At 72.7% G+C, this 18,069-nt stretch carries 12 protein-coding genes; 3 read left to right on the top strand and 9 right to left on the bottom strand.

Annotated elements, in window-relative coordinates:
- Positions 1-92: 92 nt before the first annotated feature.
- From TA90_RS03225 to nrdF, 3 genes are all read right to left on the bottom strand, one after another.
- Positions 93-2,294: an ABC transporter ATP-binding protein gene (locus tag TA90_RS03225; RefSeq protein WP_082031337.1), complete on the bottom strand. Its 2,202-nt coding sequence runs from the start codon at positions 2,292-2,294 to the stop codon at positions 93-95.
- A gap of 303 nt (positions 2,295-2,597) precedes the next feature.
- Positions 2,598-3,539: a DUF1684 domain-containing protein gene (locus TA90_RS13055; RefSeq protein ID WP_052450436.1), complete on the bottom strand. Its 942-nt coding sequence runs from the start codon at positions 3,537-3,539 to the stop codon at positions 2,598-2,600.
- A 30-nt stretch (positions 3,540-3,569) separates the two neighbouring features.
- On the bottom strand, positions 3,570-4,574 hold the full coding sequence (gene nrdF, locus TA90_RS03215) for a class 1b ribonucleoside-diphosphate reductase subunit beta (protein WP_052450435.1): 1,005 nt from the start codon (positions 4,572-4,574) through the stop codon (positions 3,570-3,572).
- A gap of 442 nt (positions 4,575-5,016) precedes the next feature.
- On the opposite strand from nrdF, the gene TA90_RS03210 reads away from it, so the two are divergent.
- Positions 5,017-6,534 (top strand): magnesium transporter, encoded by a 1,518-nt coding sequence (locus tag TA90_RS03210; RefSeq protein ID WP_082031335.1) that lies wholly within the window; start codon positions 5,017-5,019, stop codon positions 6,532-6,534.
- Positions 6,535-6,647: 113 nt separating this feature from the next.
- Here the strand turns inward: TA90_RS03210 and TA90_RS03205 are convergent, their stop codons facing one another.
- The 3 genes from TA90_RS03205 to TA90_RS03195 form a co-directional block, all read right to left on the bottom strand.
- A complete protein-coding gene (locus TA90_RS03205; protein WP_043534579.1) occupies positions 6,648-7,406 on the bottom strand; it encodes a hypothetical protein in 759 nt (252 codons plus the stop codon).
- Positions 7,407-7,476: 70 nt separating this feature from the next.
- Positions 7,477-8,535 (bottom strand): ketopantoate reductase family protein, encoded by a 1,059-nt coding sequence (locus TA90_RS13050; RefSeq protein WP_074015254.1) that lies wholly within the window; start codon positions 8,533-8,535, stop codon positions 7,477-7,479.
- Positions 8,536-8,602: 67 nt separating this feature from the next.
- Positions 8,603-9,922, bottom strand: a complete 1,320-nt coding sequence (locus tag TA90_RS03195; RefSeq protein WP_043534578.1) for an alpha/beta fold hydrolase — start codon at positions 9,920-9,922, stop codon at positions 8,603-8,605.
- 253 nt (positions 9,923-10,175) lie between these two features.
- Here TA90_RS03195 and TA90_RS03190 point away from each other — a divergent pair, with 253 nt between their 5' ends.
- Positions 10,176-11,486: an amidohydrolase family protein gene (locus TA90_RS03190; protein ID WP_187120081.1), complete on the top strand. Its 1,311-nt coding sequence runs from the start codon at positions 10,176-10,178 to the stop codon at positions 11,484-11,486.
- Positions 11,487-12,000: 514 nt separating this feature from the next.
- On the opposite strand, the gene TA90_RS13665 is transcribed toward TA90_RS03190, so the two are convergent.
- Both TA90_RS13665 and TA90_RS03180 read right to left on the bottom strand, forming a co-directional pair.
- Entirely contained in the window at positions 12,001-13,173 is a 1,173-nt protein-coding gene (locus tag TA90_RS13665; protein ID WP_043534584.1) for a ribonuclease H family protein, read from the bottom strand.
- 96 nt (positions 13,174-13,269) lie between these two features.
- Positions 13,270-13,932 carry a response regulator gene (locus tag TA90_RS03180; protein WP_043534583.1) on the bottom strand — a complete coding sequence of 221 codons (663 nt, stop codon included), beginning with the start codon at positions 13,930-13,932 and terminating at the stop codon, positions 13,270-13,272.
- A 241-nt stretch (positions 13,933-14,173) separates the two neighbouring features.
- On the opposite strand from TA90_RS03180, the gene TA90_RS13040 reads away from it, so the two are divergent.
- Complete coding sequence (locus tag TA90_RS13040; protein ID WP_147513344.1) at positions 14,174-16,507, top strand: ATP-binding protein; 2,334 nt, start codon at positions 14,174-14,176, stop codon at positions 16,505-16,507.
- A gap of 273 nt (positions 16,508-16,780) precedes the next feature.
- Here the strand turns inward: TA90_RS13040 and TA90_RS03170 are convergent.
- A partial coding sequence (locus TA90_RS03170; protein WP_147513343.1) for a prolyl oligopeptidase family serine peptidase occupies positions 16,781-18,069 on the bottom strand: 1,289 nt, incomplete at its 5' end.

Below are 18,069 nucleotides of genomic sequence, written 5' to 3'. Positions count from 1 at the left end.
GGGCCGACCGCTCCGGGGCGCACCGCTCCGGCGCCCCTCCGCCGGTGGCCGTGTCCCGTCGGCGTGGTCCCGCTGCCGGGTCTGTGCCGCGTTCATGAGAGCACCCCCGCCTCGAGGTGCATCCTCCGCTGGCACAGGGCGTCGAGTCCCTCGATGTCGTGGGAGATCACCAGGACGCCCAGGCCGCGGCGCCGTCGCGCCTCCAGGGTGGCCACCACCTGGAGTCGGGACTCCGGGTCGAGTCCGGCCAGGGGTTCGTCCAGCACCAGCATCTCGGGCTCCGAGGCGAGGAGCCCGGCCAGCGCCACGCGCCTCATCTGCCCCCCGGAGAGCTGGTCGATCCCCCGGGTGGCGAGCTCCGGACCCAGTCCGACCTCCGCCAGGGCCTCGTGGACGAGCCGGTCCCCCTCCGCGCGGGAGAGGTCGCGCGGGGCATGCGCCGAGCTGAGGATGTCCGCGCGCACCGAGGGGCGGAGCAACTGCAGGCGGGCGTACTGCATGGACAGGGCGACCTCGCCGACGCGGGTGGTCATCGGCGCACCGTCCAGGGTGCAGCGTCCCCAGGTGGGTGCCATGAGCCCGGTGAGGATGCGCGAGAGGGTGGTCTTCCCCGACCCGTTGTCCCCGGTCACCAGGAGGCCCTCGCCCTGCGAGAGGATCAGGGAGACGTCGTGGAGGACCGGGGTGGCCCAGGGCGTGCCGACGTCGTAGACGTGGGACACGCGGTCCGCCCACAGGTGCTCGACCCTCTCCCAGGGGCGTGGCTGCCACTCGGGCGCCTCCGCACCCGCGTGGACCGACGGCGGCGACGCCGCCGCGTCGGCTCCGTGGGTTCCCGCCCAGTCCCGGGGGTCCTCGGCGGGTGGACCGTCGAAGGTGATGTGTCCGTCCTCGAGACGGACGAGCCGGTCGGCCTGACGGGCCTCGGTGGGGTCATGGGTGATGTGGACGACGCTGGTGCCCCGTGCGGGGAGTGAGGCCAGCAGGCCGACGAGGCCGCGGCGCCCCTCGGCGTCCACCATCGCGGTGGACTCGTCGGAGACGATGAGCCGTGGGCGCCGCGCGAGCACCCCGGCCAGGGCGAGGCGCTGGAGCTGACCCCCCGAGAGCTCGCGTGTGGGCGTGGCCCCCTTCCCGGCCAGTCCCACCAGGTCCAGCAGTCCCCCCACGTCGACCGTCGCCCGCTCGGTCGCGCCCATGCCCCACACCACGTCCTCCGCCACGGTGTCCCCGAGCATCTGGAGCTCGGAGCGTTGGGCGAGCAGCGCCACTCCCCCCGCACGGCCGAGGCCGACCGGGCCGGGACGGGAGACCGTGCCAGAGGTCGGCTCCGCCCCGGACAGGACCAGGGCGAGGGTCGACTTGCCGGACCCGTTCGGCCCGGCGACGACCACGAACTCGCCCTCGTCGATGTCCAGGTCGATGCCCGCGAGCGCGTCCTGTGCGGCACCCGGGTAGCGGAAGCGGACGGCCCGCAGGTGTGTGGGCAGCGGGTCCGGGGCCCCGGCGGTCTGCGCGAGGGCGGGGCGCAGGGGGTCCCAGTCGCTGCCGAGCTGCAGGCGGGAGAGCACCACTCCGATGATCCAGTGGGCCAGCACCACGGTGACGGCGATGCCCACGAGGGCCGAGAGAGGCACCCACACCCACCACCAGCCGAGGAAGTCCTCCAGGAGGCGGGTCGCCCCGTCGGTGAGAGGTGTCAGGAGCTCCCAGTGACCGATGAGGCGCAGGTAGCCGGTGACCGAGACCCGCAGGGACTCCAGGAAGAGGGTGCGCAGGTCGGTGAGGAGCCACAGCAGCAGGCCGCTGAGCAGGCCGATCACCGCGCCGAGGAGCAGGCCGACCGCGACGACGCCACTGCGGCGGGTGCCGCGCCGGTGCATGACACCGACGACGGCCCCGACGAGGGCGGACTGCCCGACGACGACGGCCGTGTGGAGACCCCCGATCGCCAGGCTGACGAGCACCGTCGTGGCGACGGCGGCCACGGAGGCGCGCGGTCGGAGGCGCACGGCGACCATGGCCACGGGCACGGTCGCGAGGACCTGGAAGAGGGAGTTGAGGAAGGGCATGACGGCGGCGAGGAGGCCGAGGACGACCGCCAGGCCGGAGAGGATTCCGGCCGTCGCGAGCTCCACCGGCGAGAGCGGCCCGCGGCGCGGGGGGAGGCCGGGGTCCGTGCCGGGGGTGCCCGCCCTGCCGACGGTGCCACCCTCGCAGGCGACGTCGACGGTGCCACCGTTGCCGGTGGTTTCCTCCACCTCCCCGGAGGGGGCGGTGCGCGGTCTCGTCATGGTGACCAGTCTGCCGTGGAATCCTGGGCGGGGCCTTGGTGGGGCACCTGTCGGCCCACTCCGGCCGGCCTCACGGTCGACCGAGTGTCGACGTCAGACAATGTCGCGCCCCTTGCGCAGGAGTGCACTCCCCGCATGGCTGTGAGCTGCCGGAATGTCACGACGTGGCACGCCGCGAGATGCATGCGAGCGCACACTGTCTGCCGTCGACGTCCGCACCACGTGGTGCACCGGGGCCGATGGCGCACCGGATCCGGTCGGGCAGGTGGGGGCGGCGGGGCCCGTGGGGGCGGGGAAGGTGCGTCACTCGGTCCGGGGCGGTGCCGGTGCCTTCTCACCGGCACGCACGGGGACCGGCACGGTGTTGCCCTCGATGGGGGTGGGGCACGTCCCGTAGGGCGTGAAGTGGGCGGGGAAGTTCACGGAGCGGTTGAAGTCGACCTCGGCGGAGCCCTCGCCCGTGCGCGTCACCGGTGCCCGGCGCCACCCCGAGGTCTCCACACCGTTGGTCGGGTCGTGGAAGATGACACCCCAGCCGCCCTCGTCGGCTCCCACGACGTCCAGGTCCGCGGCCGAGCCTTCCGGCAGGGAGACGTGGACGCGGCCCGACACTGTGAGCGATGTCGTCCTGCCCGGCTGGGCGCTGGGGACCGTACGCCGTTCCGGTGCGCCGAGGAGGACGAGGGCGGCCGGCCGCACCCAGGCCGGGTCGAAGTCCCACACCGGGACGCCCGTGAAACCGGTCCGTGTCGGGGCGTGGGGGTCCCGGACCCGCACGCACACACCGTCCCCGCGGCGTGCCACCTCGGCGACCATGTCCCCGCGTGCGAGGGACAGGTCCTCCTCGCCCGGCCCGAGGACCCACTCCTGGGGACCGTCCACTGCGACACCGTCGCGGGTGAAGTCAACCCCCTGGCCCGGTTCGAACCGGATGCGGAACCGCCCGTCGGGGGCGTCCTGGTCGTCGCTGCCCCCGTCGCCGTCCCCCGTGTCACCGTCCCCCGTGGCACCGGTGCCCTCCCCCTGGGCGTCCCCGGCCCCGAGGGGCAGCGCCGTCCAGGAGGCCGGGAAGTCGGGCACGCCGACGGGGTCGGGGCCGAGCCACGTCAGCGACGTCAGCGACAGCCATCCGGTGGGCCGCCGCAGCTGCTCCTCGCGTTCGGAGTGCCAAGCGAGCCACTCCCGGCGCGGGTCCTGCCGTCCGTGGTGTGTCCCGGGGGTGGTGCCGTCGGCGGGTGTGCTCATGTCAGTCCTCGCAGTGTCGGTGGGGCAGGCTCAGAAGTCCCAGTCCTCGTCCTCGGTCTCCACGACCTCGCCCATGACGTAGGAGGAACCCGACCCGGAGAAGAAGTCGTGGTTCTCGTCCGCGTTCGGGGACAGGGCCGCGAGGATCGCGGGGTTCACGTTGGTGGCGTCGTGGGGGAAGAGCGCCTCGTAGCCCAGGTTCATCAGGGCCTTGTTGGCGTTGTAGCGCAGGAACTTCTTGACGTCCTCGGTCAGGCCGAGCGGGTCGTAGAGGTCCTCCGTGTACTGCTCCTCGTTCTCGTGGAGCTCGAAGAGCAGCTCGAAGGTGTAGTCCTTGAGCTCCTGGCGCCGCTGCTCCGTGGCCTCGGCGAGGGCGACCTGGTACTTGTACCCGATGTAGTAGCCGTGGACGGCCTCGTCGCGGATGATCAGGCGGATCAGGTCCGCGGTGTTCGTGAGCTTGGCGTGCGCGCTCCAGTACATCGGTGCGTAGAAGCCGGAGTAGAAGAGGAAGGACTCCAGCATCGTCGAGGCGACCTTGCGCTTCTCGGGGTCGTCGCCCTCGTAGTAGGAGTCGACGATGCGCGCCTTGCGCTGGAGCGCCTCGTTGGCCTCCGACCACTCGAAGGACTCGTTGATCTCCTCCGTGGACAGCAGGGTGGAGAAGATCGAGGAGTACGACTTCGCGTGCACCGACTCCATGAAGGCGATGTTCGTGTACACCGCCTCCTCGTGGGGGGTGCGCGCATCGGGGATGAGGCTGACCGCGCCGACCGTGCCCTGCAGCGTGTCCAGCAGCGTGAGGCCCGTGAAGACGCGGTTCGTCATCAGCTGCTCGACGGGGTTCAGGGTCTTCCAGGACTGGATGTCGTTGGACAGCGGGATCTTCTCGGGCAGCCAGAAGTTGCCGGTGAGCCGGTCCCAGACCTCCAGGTCCTTCTCGTCCTCGATGCGGTTCCAGTTGATGGCCTCGAAGACCGGGTTGTGGCGCACGGTTGCGTCCTCCTGTCGACATCCTGTGTGTGGTACGGGCATCCCCGACGAGGGCGACGCAGGTTGGTCCGTCGGCTCCTGGGGCACTGCGACCAGAGTAGCCGCGGGGCGGACGCAGGAGCCGTCCGGGCGGGGTGGGTGTCACCACCCGCGGGCGCGCACTCCTCGGAGCGCAGGTCGGGGACGACGCCCGGGCCGACCGGCACGGGGGGAGCACTGCCTGTGGTGTGGCTCCCAGGGGCTGGTCGCGGTGCGCAGAGGGGCGCATACTGGCCCGCGGACACATTGGATCGCGAACCGAGGAGGTGGTCCCGATGGAGGGTTCCAGTAGTCACCCGTCCCGGGATGACGACCTCGGTCGCGCCTTCCGCTGACGGGTCACCCGTCCGCGCCGTCCTCGTCATCTCCCAGTCCCGTGCGCCCAGCGCACACCCCCGGGCCCGGTCCCCCGTGCGGACCGCCCATGGATCCAGGGAGAAACACCATGCGTCTGCACCTGCCCGCGCGCGCCGCCGCGCCCACCCGCCCCACCCGTCCCGTCCCCTGCGAGGCCCGTGAGGTCCTCGCCCTGCGCACCCCGACCGCCCTGGCCCTGTGGCTCGCGGCCACTGCCCCTGACTCGGTGGACGCCCAGGTGGCTGCCCTGGAGCGTGCCGACCTGTGCACGCTGGTCGACCTCCTCACCCCCGCCACGGCCCGCACCCTCATGGAGGCCCTCTCCGCCCACACCGCCGCGCACCTGGTCACCGTGGTGCCCGCCGCCACCGGGGCGGGACTGCTCGACGTCCTGCCCGACGACGAGGCCTCCCGCGTCGCCCGCCTCCTCGAGGAACGGGGGGACACCCGGGTGCTGGAGGCCCTGCCGCGCTCACGCTCAGCGCTGCTCAGGGGACGCCTCGCCTGGCCCGACGAGTCCGCGGCCGCGTGGATGCGCCCCTCCTTCCTCCACGTCGCACCCGGGGCGACGTTGGGCGACGCCGTCGCAGCGGCGCGCCGCCGTCCCGAGGACCTCGACGAGGGCGTCTTCGTGCTGGCCGGGACCCACGCCACGGCACCGGGCGGGACGCCGTTCACCCCGCACGGCACGGACGAGGGGAGCACGCCGACGGGGGCACCGCAGGGCCCGCGGACCACCGGTGGGGCCGGGGCCGTCGTCGCGGATGTGTCCCACCCCGGGGAGCTGCTCGGGTGGGTGGCGCCCTCCGACCTGGTGCTCGGTGACCCGGACACGGTGGTCGACGAGGTGATGGTGGAGGCGTCCACGGTGCTGGGCTGGTCCGTGGTCGCCCTCGCCGACCAGGAGGGTGTCGTCTCCCACGCGGGGGGTTCCCCCGCCGGGATGGTCCCGGTGGTCGACGGGGACCGGCTGATCGGGGTCATCACCCGGGAGGCCGTGGCGGACATCGCCCACGAGGAGTCGGGCGAGGACTCGGCGCTGCAGGGCGGGACCTCACCGCTGGGCATGCCCTACCTGCAGGCCGGGCCCCACCGACTGTGGCGGACGAGGGTGCCGTGGCTGGCCGCCCTGTTCCTGGCGGAGATGTACACCGGGACCGTCCTGCGCCACTTCGAGGGCGAGCTCGAGCAGGTGGTGGCACTGTCGTTCTTCATCCCGCTCCTGATCGGGACCGGTGGCAACGTCGGGACCCAGATCACCACGACCCTGATCCGGGCCATGGGGACCGAGGGGCTGCGCCTGCGCGACCTGTGGCGTGAGGTGTGGAAGGAGTTCGGCACGGGCATCCTGCTGGGGGTCTCGATGGCGGTGCTCGGGGGAGTGAGGGCATGGACGCTGGGTGTCGGTGGCCCCGTCATCCTCACGGTCATGGTGGCCCTGGCCTGCATCTGCGTGTGGTCCTCGTTGATCGCCGCCGTGCTGCCGATGCTGCTGCGACGCATCGGGGTGGACCCCGCAGTGGTCTCCTCACCGATGATCTCCACCGTGGTGGACGGGACCGGGTTGATGATCTACTTCATGCTGGCCAAGGCCATCGTGCTGTGATCCCGGAGCGGCCGGGCGGGTCGCGGGTCGCGGGGTGCGGAGGAGCGGCCGGGCGGGTCGCGGGGTGCTGTGATCCCGGAGCGGCCGGGTCCCATCGCCCGGCCCCCGGGGGCTCACACCGCCGGCGTCGGAGGGGTGAGCCCGTCGGTGGATCCCTCCGGGTGCTCCCGCGTCCACTCCGCCCAGGCCGGCGTGTCGGGCAGGGAGGCACCCAGTGCCGCGAGGGTGGCCAGGACCAGGGCCTGACGCAGGTGGGGCAGGCGATGGCCCTCGGCGCGTCGACGCTCGGCCCGCCGGAACAGCCAGGACTCACCGCGAGCGCTCAACCACGTCGTCAGTCCGAGGGCCACCAGTGGGACGGACACGGCGAGGAGGGTTCCGGGTGCGGCGTCCTCGTGGCAGGTCTCCGGAGACGGGTCGACGACCCCGTCCGGGGTGGTGGGACCCTCCCGCCCGTCCGTCGGCCCGTGTCGGTCCTCCCCGGCGACGTGATCCTCCGCTGCGACGGGTGCCGCCGTGTCGTCACCGACCTGACGTGTCGGCGCGGGTGCAGGTGCAGCCAGGGTGGGGACAGGACTGGCCATCTCCGGGGCTCTGCAGGCTCGGCCTCCGGACTCATCACGCAGCACCGCCAGACGCATGCCCAGGAGCCCCACCACGATCCCGGCCTTGGGGACGGCACGGGGCCCGCGGGCCCGCACGAGGTCGGGCAGTGCGTACCAGACGAGCGTCACCGACGCGGGTCCGACCAGTCTCCGGGCGACGGCCACCACTTCGGTGTCCCCGGGTTCCACCGCCGGGCGCTCAGGTGCCCGGTCCCCCGTGGGCGGGGGCGGTGTCCGGTGGGACGCGGCGTGGATCGTCTCGCTCATCGGGGCTCCTGTGCTGGGGCGGTGTCGCCAGACTATCGGCAGCGTGCCCGGAGCGCCCCACGTGGCGCCGTCACCGGCCTCCCCGGAGCGCGAGGGGGGCGATGCCCTCCTCGTACGCCGCGAAGAAGTGCGGGGCCTGGACGCCCAGGCGGCGACCCTCCTCCTCCACACTGCGGCAGATGAACACGAGGTCCGCCGGGTTCGAGTGCAGCACCATGATCCGACGGGTCAGGGCGTTGCGCGCGAACATCCGCTTCATGACGGGGGCCGCGAGGAGGGCGGGCACCCGGTAGGGCGCGACCTCCCCACGGAAGCGGCCGAGGTCGACCCCGCGCGCAGCGACGATCGCGAGACACTCCCGGATCGAGACGATGACGCGCCGCAGGCGGGACGTGCTGTCCATGAGCCGCTCGGCGGCGGCGGAGGGGTCGGAGAGGTCCGCGCCGCGGGCGGCCTCGCTGATCACCGCGGCATTGACCGCCATGTGGATCCAGATCCACTGGAGCATCTCGGCGGGGGTCTCACAGGTGAGTCCCACGGAGGAGAAGGCGTGCCGGGCTGCTGCGAGCGTGTCGGGATCGGCGTACCCGCCCTCGTACCCGCGACTGCTGCCGTTCCCGCCACTGCCGCCGTCCCCGCGACCCCCGGCTCCGCCGACTCCCCTCCCGCCCTCGAGCACCACGTGGTCGAAGACGACGGCGTCCAGCTCGCGCGCGGGTCGGTCCAGCCGACCACCCGCCACCGGGTAGCCGAGGGCGTGCGGTCGGCCCTCCAGGACCTCCTCGATGTGGGCGCGGTCCTGCCAGGTCCCGGAGAACACGAGCATCGGTCCCGACAGCGAGTTCCGGGAGAGCGTGTCCACGACCGCGGGGAGGTCCAGGCACCCGATGGCGCACACGATCAGGTCGTAGGAGGTGCCGGGCCGGGCATGGGTGACGGTGTAGGTGGCCTCCCGTTCCGTGCCGGTACGACTGTCATCGCGCCCGTCCAGGAGGTGCACGGTGACCTGCTCGATCCCGGCGGCCGTGGAGCCCGGCCTCAGGACGTGCTCGACCTCGTGGCCCGCCTCCTGGAGGAGGGTGCCGTAGGTGGCGCTGATGGCGCCGAGTCCGACCATCAGGATGCGCATGCCGACCTCCTGGTCCGGGGTGTCGGGGGGACCGATGCCGCGGCCCGCAATCCCGCGGTGGGCACGGTCAGTCGCGGACGAGGGCGAGGAGGTGGTCGAGGACCTCACCGCCCGAGGCGCGGATCCCGTCGTGCTGGTACTCGTTGGTCACCCACACGCGCGTCCCGCGCACGAGTTCTGCGGTGTCCAGGGAGAGCTCGCGGGGGACGAACATGTCGTCGTGGTAGACGGCGGCGGCGACGGGGACCTCGTTGTGGGCCAGGACGTCGGGTAGGTAGACGGGCGTCCAGTCCGTGCGGCGGGCGAGCTCCTCGGTGGCGCCCTTCAGGGGGACGAGGGCGGGGTCCTCGTCGAAGAAGGCGCGCATCATGTGCTCCCCGGTGAGGTGGTAGGGCTCGGAGGTGTCCAGTGGGTCGGCGTCGGGGACGAAACCCGGGGTGACCTCCGCGAGCCGCTGCGCGCTCCAGTTGGTCGCGCGCCCGGCCAGGGCAGGTGTGGCACCGGCGTAGATGGCCTCGTGGAGGGCACCGTGGGTCGGGTTCATCGCCACTGCTCCGGCGACGCCCTCGAGGAACTCACTGGAGAGCCGACGCTCCCCGCGCAGGCTCACCCACGGCCCCTCCAGCAGGTAGTGGAGGAGGTCGAAGCTGGTCGTCATGCCCAGACCGAGTCCGATGAGCCGGAAACGTTCGGTGGAGAGGCGCTCCCCGGTGGGCAGGTGCTCCTCGGTGTCGCGCAGGTGTGCGGCGACCTCGCGGATCGTCCGCCCGTCGGAGGGGTACCGCTCGAGGTAGGTGCGGTTGCGCTGGGCGGTGCGGGCGTAGGTGAGGCGGTAGATCTCGTCGATGTCCACCAGGCCCGGCAGGCCACCGGTGACCAGACAGGTGCTGAGGCCCTCCGGCGCCAGCGAGAGGTAGGCGAGCGTGAGGAACCCGCCGTAGGACTGCCCCAGACTCACCCACGGCTTCCCACCGGTGATCTCCTGGCGCAGGACCTCCGCGTCACGCACGATCTGGTCCTGGCGGAAGAGGGCCAGGCGGTCCGCGCGCTCGCGGTCCGTGTCGAGGACGGACAGGGACTGTGCGTCCATCCGGGTGGACTGGCCGGTCCCACGCTGGTCCAGGAGCACCAGGCGGTGGTCCTGGAGTGCGCGTCCGTACCAGGACTCCTGCAGGAAGTTCCCGGCGCGCGGGCCGCGTCCGCCGGGCCCGCCCTGCAGGAACACCAGGTGGGGCAGGTCCTCCCCCCCGGGGCGCACCACCTCACGGGCGAAGACCTCGATCTCGGGGTTGTCCGCGGAGACCGGGAGCGAGTGGTCCAGGGGAACCGTGATGCGGTGCTCGAGGATGGTGCAGGAGTGCTGGGTGTACGTCGCGGTCACGGGCATGCGGCCAGCCTATCCGTGCCGACCCCGGGTGTGCCGGTCGGGGTCGCGCGCGGGGCCCCTGCCCGGGACGGTCCGCCGGGGACTCGGTAGTCTGGGTGGAACGGCAACGGCTCGGGACGCCTCCCCACCGGTGGGGAGGCACGGCCCGGTCGGCGTGCCGACCGACAGCGCTCCGGAGGAGCACCATGTCCCCCATTCCGGCACCTCCCACCACACCGGCCCGTACACCCCGGGACGCGGGTATCCCGACCGTGTGCGTCCCGGTCCGCCGGTCCCACCCGGGGCGGATCGTGGCCCGGGCGTCCTCCACAGCGCCCCGCGCCTGTGGACCGGGACGGGTGACGTCGACGAGGGCGGGGCCGTCCTCGTCCGCGACGGGAGGGTCGCCTGGTCGGGGAAGCTGGCCGAGGCGCCCGAGGAGGCGCGGTCCGCGGAGCGGGTCCACCACCCCGGTGCCACCATCCTGCCGGGACTCATCGAGACCCATGCCCACCTCTCCCACGGGTCCCCGCCGCTGGTCAGGCCCACGCTGGCCGTGGAGCGGCACCAGGTCCCCTGGGACGCCCTGTCCTCGCTGCACACGGCACGGGTCCTCGCCTCCCAGGGTGTGACGACCGTCCAGTCGCTCGGTGCACGCCACTACACCGACGTCACCCTGCGTGAGGCCGTGCAGGCAGGGGTGGTCGCGGGTCCACGCGTCGTGGCCTCCGGGCCGCAGGTGACGACGACCGGTGGGCACTCCTGGCGCAACGGGGGTGAGGTCGACTCACCCGACGACATCCGTCACGCCGTGCGCGAGCACCACAAGTGGGGTGTGGACGCGATCAAGGTGATGGCGACCGGCGGGTTCATGACGGAGGGCTCGGCCCCGTGGAACCCCCAATTCACCACCGCCGAGCTGCGGGTCCTCGTCGAGGAGGCGCACCGTCTCGGCAAGCACACGGCCGCCCATGCCCACGGGACGGAGGGGATCAGGCGGTCGGTGGAGGCCGGGATCGACTACGTGGCCCATGCCAGCTTCATCGGGGAGGACGGGGCCACGGTCTTCGATCCCCACCTGGCGGACTCGATGGCCGAGAAGGGGGTGTACGCCGATGTCTGCGCCGTGCCGACGTTCCCGCCGATGGAGGGTGAGCCCTTCGGTGCACGTGCCCGCGAGCTGTGGGAGCACGGGGTGGGCATCGTGACGGGCAACGACATCGGGGCCGTGCTCCCCCCGGAGGCGTACCTGTGGGCGCTCGGACAGCTGGTCGCTGCGGGTCTGCCGACCCGTGAGGTCCTGGTCGCCGCGACCTCCCGCGCCGCGGCGGCAGTCGGGCTGGCCGGGGTGACCGGGGCGCTGCTGCCCGGCTACGACGCGGACCTGATCGTCGTGGGGGGCGACCCGTTCGAGGACCTCGACGCCCTGCACGACCTGCGACTGGTACTGCTGCGGGGGCGCGGGTTCACCCCCGATCCGGTCGAACCGTACGAACCACCCTCCGGGCTCGGTGGCCCGCCCGCACGCATCATCCGCACACGCCGTGACCGGGAGGAACGCGCCCGTCGCCATCCCCTCGACTGATCCGGGTCGTGGCGGGCCGGGTCGGTGACGAGACGGCAGGTTCGGGCACGGATGCTGCGGGAACTTGCCGTTTCGTGGGTGTGTGTGGCGGCGGGTGTGCGCGACCGGGCCTGTGACCTGCACTGGTGTGGTGCGGCCGGTTCGGGTGCTCGACGAGACGGCAAGTTTGGGCACGGATGCTGCGGGAACTTGCCGTTTCGTGGGTGTGTGTGGCGGCGGGTGTGCGCGACCGGGCCTGTGACCTGCACTGATGTGGAGGGGCCGGTTCGGGTGCTCGACGAGACGGCAAGTTCCGACACCGGCGCCGGGGACGAGCGACGTCCCTCCGCCCGGGACCGGCAGTCACTCACGGGCTGTGGGTGCAAGGGTCTGCGTGATGCCCGGGACCGCGGGATGGATCGGGTCCCCTTGTGTGGTGTGACTGGCAGACATCGGCGAGTTGCCCGGTGGGGATGTCGGTGACCGGGTGCCGTCCAGTGCCCAGTGCCGTCCAGTGCTCTGGATCGCCCGATGCTCAGGACCGCGGGGTCGACTGGTGCCACACCAGACGCACCGGACCTGGGCTGCCCTCTGCGGTGTGGGTCGACCACACGCTGGACTCCACGGAGGCTCCGTCCTCCCAGGCCAGGCGGTAGACGACGAGCCAGGCACGGTCACCCAGGGGGGTGCAGTGCATGCGTCCGACACGCAGGCCCGAAGGCGCACGCCCACGCATGCCGTGCGAGGTGCTCCCATCCGGCCACACCCGCCTGGCGTCCGGTGCGGACAGCAGGTCCAGTGCAGCGGCGTCACCGGTGGCCCAGGCGCGCACGAAGGTCTTCTCCGCATTGATGGCCGCCTGCTCATCAGTTGCTCCAGCGACCGGAGGACTGGATGGGCCCGCTGCCGGGCCGGATCCCGGGTGCGGGGAGCCTCCGGCACCGGCAGTCGGAGTGCGATCAGTGGACGTGTGGGTCAGAGGATGGTCGCCGGGCGTGTGGGTCGGGGTCCCGTCACCGGAGGTGTGGGTCGGGGTCCCGTCGTCGGGCGTGCGGGTCGGGGTCCCGTCGTCGGGCGTGCGGGTCGGGGTCCCGTCGCCGGAGGTGTGGGACCGGGGAGCCCCGGTGGCTGCACCGGTCCCCGTGCCCCGGATGCCGTCCTGCCGTCCGGAGTCGTGGCGGGAGGCCGTCCGGGCCGACTCGGAGGTCGCGCCCTCGTCGGTGCGCGCGGGGGCGCTGCCCCGGAACCCCGGGCCACCCGGTGCCACACGCCCCTGCTGGTGGGCCTCGGCGGCGGCGCGGGCGAGGTCGTCGGCGCGCTCGTTCATGGGATGTCCGGCATGGCCCCGCACCCATTCGAAGGTGACGGTCCGCCCCTGCATCGCCTCGTCGAGGGCCTTGACCACCTCGAGGTTCTTGATGGGCTTCTTGTCGGCCTTCTGCCACCCGCGCTTCTTCCACCCGTGGCGCCACTTGGTCACGGTGTTGATCGCGTACTGGGAGTCCGCGAGGACGTGGAGGGGTTCCCCGGCGAGCCCGGCGGCGGCAGTCGCACGCAGGAGTTGGAGGACGGCGGTGAGCTCGCCCAGGTTGTTCGTGCCGTGGTCCCATCCGCCGGAGTCCCAGCAGTCCTCGGAGACCACCCACGCCCAGCCCGCGGGTCCCGGATTGCCCAGGGCGGAACCGTCCACTGCTGCCGTGATCGTCATGGACGCCATCGTATCGGCGGGCGTCCCTGCCTCCGGTCGCCGCCGCAGCGCGGCATGCCGAGCGACGTGCCCTGTGGGTGGTGCAGACCGTGGACCTCAGACGCCGGGTTCGTAGTAACTGATCAGACCGTCCTCCGCGGCACGCCTGAAGAGGTCTATGCGGGAGTCGGCGGGTCGGCCGACGGCGCGGTACCGGTCGCGGATCCGTGAGACGTAGGTGTTGACGGTGTTCCGGGAGATGTTGAGCCGACGGGCGACGACGTCGGAGGCCTCGCCGGAGGCATAGTGGGCGAGGACCTGCGCCTCGACCGTCGTGAGGTGGGTGGAGACGAAGTCGTCGTCTGCGTCCAGGGCCGCAGCCCAGTCGAGGCCGGGCATGGTCACGCCCTTCGACGCCGCGAGCACCGCCTCCACGAGGTCGCGCGGTGGGGCGGACTTGCGCACGATCGACAGCGCGCCCGCCGCGATGGCCTCCCGGACCAGGACTGGGTCGTCGGCCGAGGTGTACACGACGACGGGGACACCCCGCGCCCGGAGGGTGCCCAGGTTCTCGGACGGTGTGCTCCCGTCGGCGAGGCGCAGGTCGAGCACGACCACGAGCCTCCGCGCCGTCCGTGGGACCCGGGCCACGGTGGGGACGTGGGTGACCGTCATCCCGAGGCCGGACTCCTCCACCGCCTGGGAGACACCCAGTCCGACGATCTCGTGGTCGTCGACCACGACCACCGACAGGGGATCACAGATCCCGTCCGTACTCACCACCTCGTGGCCTCCTCCTGTACCCCGATGAGTGGGGTCGATCACAGTGTCCCTCGCCATGGGCTCCCGCGTGGGACCTTCCGCGATGCGGATCGGGTCCCGGTGTCCGGGGTGGTGGCGGCACGGTACCGGCGCGGGCGGGCAGACTGGGGGCAACAGGAGGCGGGACGGTCGTTCGGGGGGATCGGTGGTGGCTGTGGGGGTGCGGGACGGGGTGGCGCGACCGTCCACCCGGAAGGGCGTGTCGCGGACCCGGCCCGTCCCGGGGCCCTACTCGGCGCGCCTGCACCGCATCATCGCCGTGATCGCGGTGCTCGCCGCGCTGGCCACGGATGTCCTGAGCATCCCCTCCATCCTCGCGCGTCTGGCGGTTGCACAGTCGCGACCCGGTGCCCTTCTCGTGGTGCCACTGGTGGTGCTGCCCCTCCTGGTGGGCGTGCTCGTGGGGCTGGGTGCCGTCCTACGGCGAACCGGCGTCCTCCACGACACCCCCGGACCCCCTGCGGGGGCCTTCCTGCCGACCTGGGACCGTGTGTGGCACGCCCTCGTCGTGGTGTTCGTCGTGTGGTACCCACTCCTCCTGGCCGTGGTTCCCCACCCCGGTCAGGGCGCGGCACACGTGGCCCCGGCAATGGCCGCGGACCAGGACTTCGTGGTCTCCTGCAGCACCCCGGTGGTGGTCGCGAGCCCGCTGGTCCTGCCCCGACGGGGTCGGTTCGCCTACGCCGTGTCCCTCGCCCCGCTCTCCGTCCTGTTCCTGGTGCGTACGGGTGCGGGAGCGGGTCTGCAGATCCTCCAGGCGCCGGCCTTCCTCCTCGCCTTCAACCTCCTCTTCCTGGCGGCCGCGACCTGGGTGCTCGACCAGGCCCAACGACTGGACTCCGCCCACCGGACCCGCGTGGACGAGGAGACGGCGGTGCTCACCGAGCGCGCGCGCAACCTCGCCCGTCGGAGGATGAACGACTTCGTCCACGACCACGTCCTCTCCGCCCTCGTCCCCGTCGCCGGGGGGCTCGAGGACGAACACCAGGTGCGGTCCGCTGCACGCCTGGCACTGGCCTCGATGGACGGCACCACGGCCGGTCAGGACGTGTCGACCTCGGTGGCCCTCTTCTCCACACTCGCCTCCCGGTCGCGGGCCTCCTGTCCCGATGTCCGCATCGAGATGGCGATCGACGTCGACCATGCGATCCCGCCCGACGTCGGCCGCGCCATCCTCGACGCCCAGGGTGAGGCGCTCACCAACTCAGTGCGGCACGCCGGGGTGGGCCTCCACAGTGAGGTGACCCGGAGGGTGGTGATGACCTCGGACGCCCGTGGCGTCAGGGTGGTGGTCGGCGACGACGGGCGCGGCTTCGACCCGACCGCAGTGGCGGCCGGGCGCCGGGGGATCAGGCACTCGATCCTGCGGCGCATGTACGAGGCCGGGGCGCACGCCCTCATCGACCCGGGGGAGGGCCGCGGTACCCGGGTGGAGCTGGCGTGGTACCCGTTGGAGGGTTCACTTCCCGGCGAGCAGGGTACCGACCCCACCGAGGTCGGCGCCGAGACGGAACCGGCCCGGGGCACCTCCCCGTGGGGCGTCAGTGTCGCGTCCTCGATGCAGACCCTGCCGGCACGGGTCGTCTCGGCCTGGGCCGTCGTCGCCCACGTCCTCCTCGTCGTTGCCAACGTGCAGGTCTACACGCACCTCGCACCCGTGGTGGGTGCACTCCTCGCCCAGGTCCTGGCCGCCGTCCTTCTGCTGCGGGACTGGCCGGAGGCACGGTTGCCCCGCTGGGCGACCGTCACCACCACTGCCGTGGTCGGGGCGTCGAACCTGGCGGTCCTGCTCGTCATCCCGGGACCGGGGTGGCCGGGCTACGCGGCCTGGTCGCTCGGTTCCTCGACGATGCTGTGCTGGGGTCTCCTCATGCGGGAGCGGAGGGGGGCGGCGTGGACGGGCTGGCTGCTCCTCCTCCTCACGTCGTGCATCTGGGTCCTCCGGACAGGGCAACCGGTGGTGCTCGCGTTGTCGATGACGGTGGGCCACCTCGCCACCATCGCCCTGTGGGACCTGGTGGCGACCTGGTCCGCGCGGGCTGCGAAGACGATCGCCGCCGATGACCGTCGTCAGGTGGAGCTGGCGGCCGAGAGGCGGGCCGAGGACGAGGCGGGACGCCTCATCGAGGACACCATGGCCTCGGTGGGTCGCCGCGCACGACCGTTGCTGGAGGAGGTGGCGGAGGGGGCTGAGCTGACGCCGGCCCTGCGGTTGCGGGCCAGACTCCTGGAGGCCGAGCTCCGCGACGAGATCCGTGCCCCCTGTTTCACCGCGACCCCCGTGGTCGGCGCGGCGCGGGAGGCCCGCGCACGCGGTGTGGAGGTGGTCCTCCTCGACGACGGGGCGGAGGCGAGCGGGGGTGGGGAGTTCGCAGCGGTGCTCGTGCCCGAGGTCGTCCGTGCGCTCGGAGCGGTGGAGCGCGGTCGGGTGGTCGTGCGCGTGCTGCCACCGGGACGCAGTGCCGTGGCCACCGTGGTGGGGGAGGGGACCCACCTCTCACTCGCCGCTGACGGGAGCGTCCGCAGCGACTGAGCCGACTCACGTCATGTACAAGAAGTGAGACCTCGACGGGTCCGGACCGTGTGCCTAGCGTGGTACCCGGGCGGTCCGCGGGGCGGCGGGGCCGTCACCGGTGCGTGGTCCGGGCACAGGCGGGTGCCCGGATCTCACCCTTTTCCCGGGCCGTGTGGCCCTGTCGCCGTGTGACGTCACTCCTTCCCGGTCGGCCGGCGCCCTCCGGTCCTCCGCGACGACAGGAGCGCGGTCCCCCGCGTCGGTGACCGGCCACTCCCCGGGGACCGCGCGTCAGTCGGTGACCCCCAGCTGACCGAGCGCGAAGGCGTACTCCTCGGCGCGTGAGTCCCAGGCTCCGTAGCGCCCGGACTTCCCGGCGTGCCCGGCCACCATCTGCGTGCGCAGGACGATCGGGCGGGAGACCGGGTCGTTGGTGGCGGCCTCGCGCAGGCGCTGCACCCACTTCGCGGGCTCGACGAAGAACACCCGGGTGTCGTTGAGTGAGGTCGAGGCGAACACCGCCGGGTACCGGACGTGGTCGCGGACGTTCTCGTACGGGCTGTAGGACCTCATCACCCGGTAGATCTCCTCCGACTCGATCGGGTTGCCCCACTCCTCCCACTCACCCACGGTCAGGGGCAGGGAGGGGTCGAGGATCGTGGTGAGGGCGTCCACGAAGGGCACACCGGCCAGCACCACCCGGAAGGCGGCCGGGTCCAGGTTCGCCACCGCGCCCATGAGCAGACCCCCCGCCGAGCGTCCCTCGGCCGCGAGCCGTCCACGGGCGACCCACCCGGAGGAGACCATCCAGTGGGCCACGTCGACGAAGTCGGTGAAGGTGTGGGGCTTGCGTTCCAGCTTGCCGTCCTCGTACCAGGCACGGCCGAGTTCCCCGCCCCCGCGCACGTGCGCGATGGCGTAGACGACGCCGCGCTCCAGCAGTGGCAGGCGCATCACCGAGAAGAACGGGTCCATGGAGACCTCGTAGGACCCGTAGCCGTAGAGCCATCCCGGCGCGGTCGAGTCCGCGCTGACGTCGCGTCGGTGCACGAGGGACACCGGCACCCGGGTGTGACCGTCGCGGGCCGTCACCCAGTGGCGCTCCTCCACGAACCGGGTGGCGTCCCACCCGGGGACCTCCAGTTCCTTGAGCACGCGACGCCCACCCGTGCGGGGGTCGACCTCGAGGACCTGCGGGGGGACGACCAGGGACTGGTGCTCGACCCGGAAGGTGGTGTCCTCGAAGCGGGGGCCCGCAGCGGACTCGATGGTGCGCACCGGTGTGTCGGAGGCGACCCGCTGGCCGGCTCCCCACACGTCGACGAGGCCGGCCGCGGGCAGAGGGACGTCCCCGGGTGCCCCGTCGCGCAGCCGGTACTCGATCTGGGTGAGTCCACCCGAGCGCAGGCTGAGCAGCATGAACGTGGAGAAGGCCTCGACGCCGAGCAGGCGTTCGCCCTCGTCGGCCTCACGCAGGGGGACCCAGGAGGAGGGCGGGGCCAGGAGTTCGCGTCGGGTGCCGGTGGACGTGGGCCTCGCGCCGTCGTGGGGCCCGACGCCCGATGGGATCCCCTCCTCCC

Source organism: Actinomyces polynesiensis, assembly GCF_000820725.1.
Lineage (GTDB): Bacteria > Actinomycetota > Actinomycetes > Actinomycetales > Actinomycetaceae > Pauljensenia > Pauljensenia polynesiensis.
This window is presented reverse-complemented; position numbering and strand designations above follow the sequence as displayed.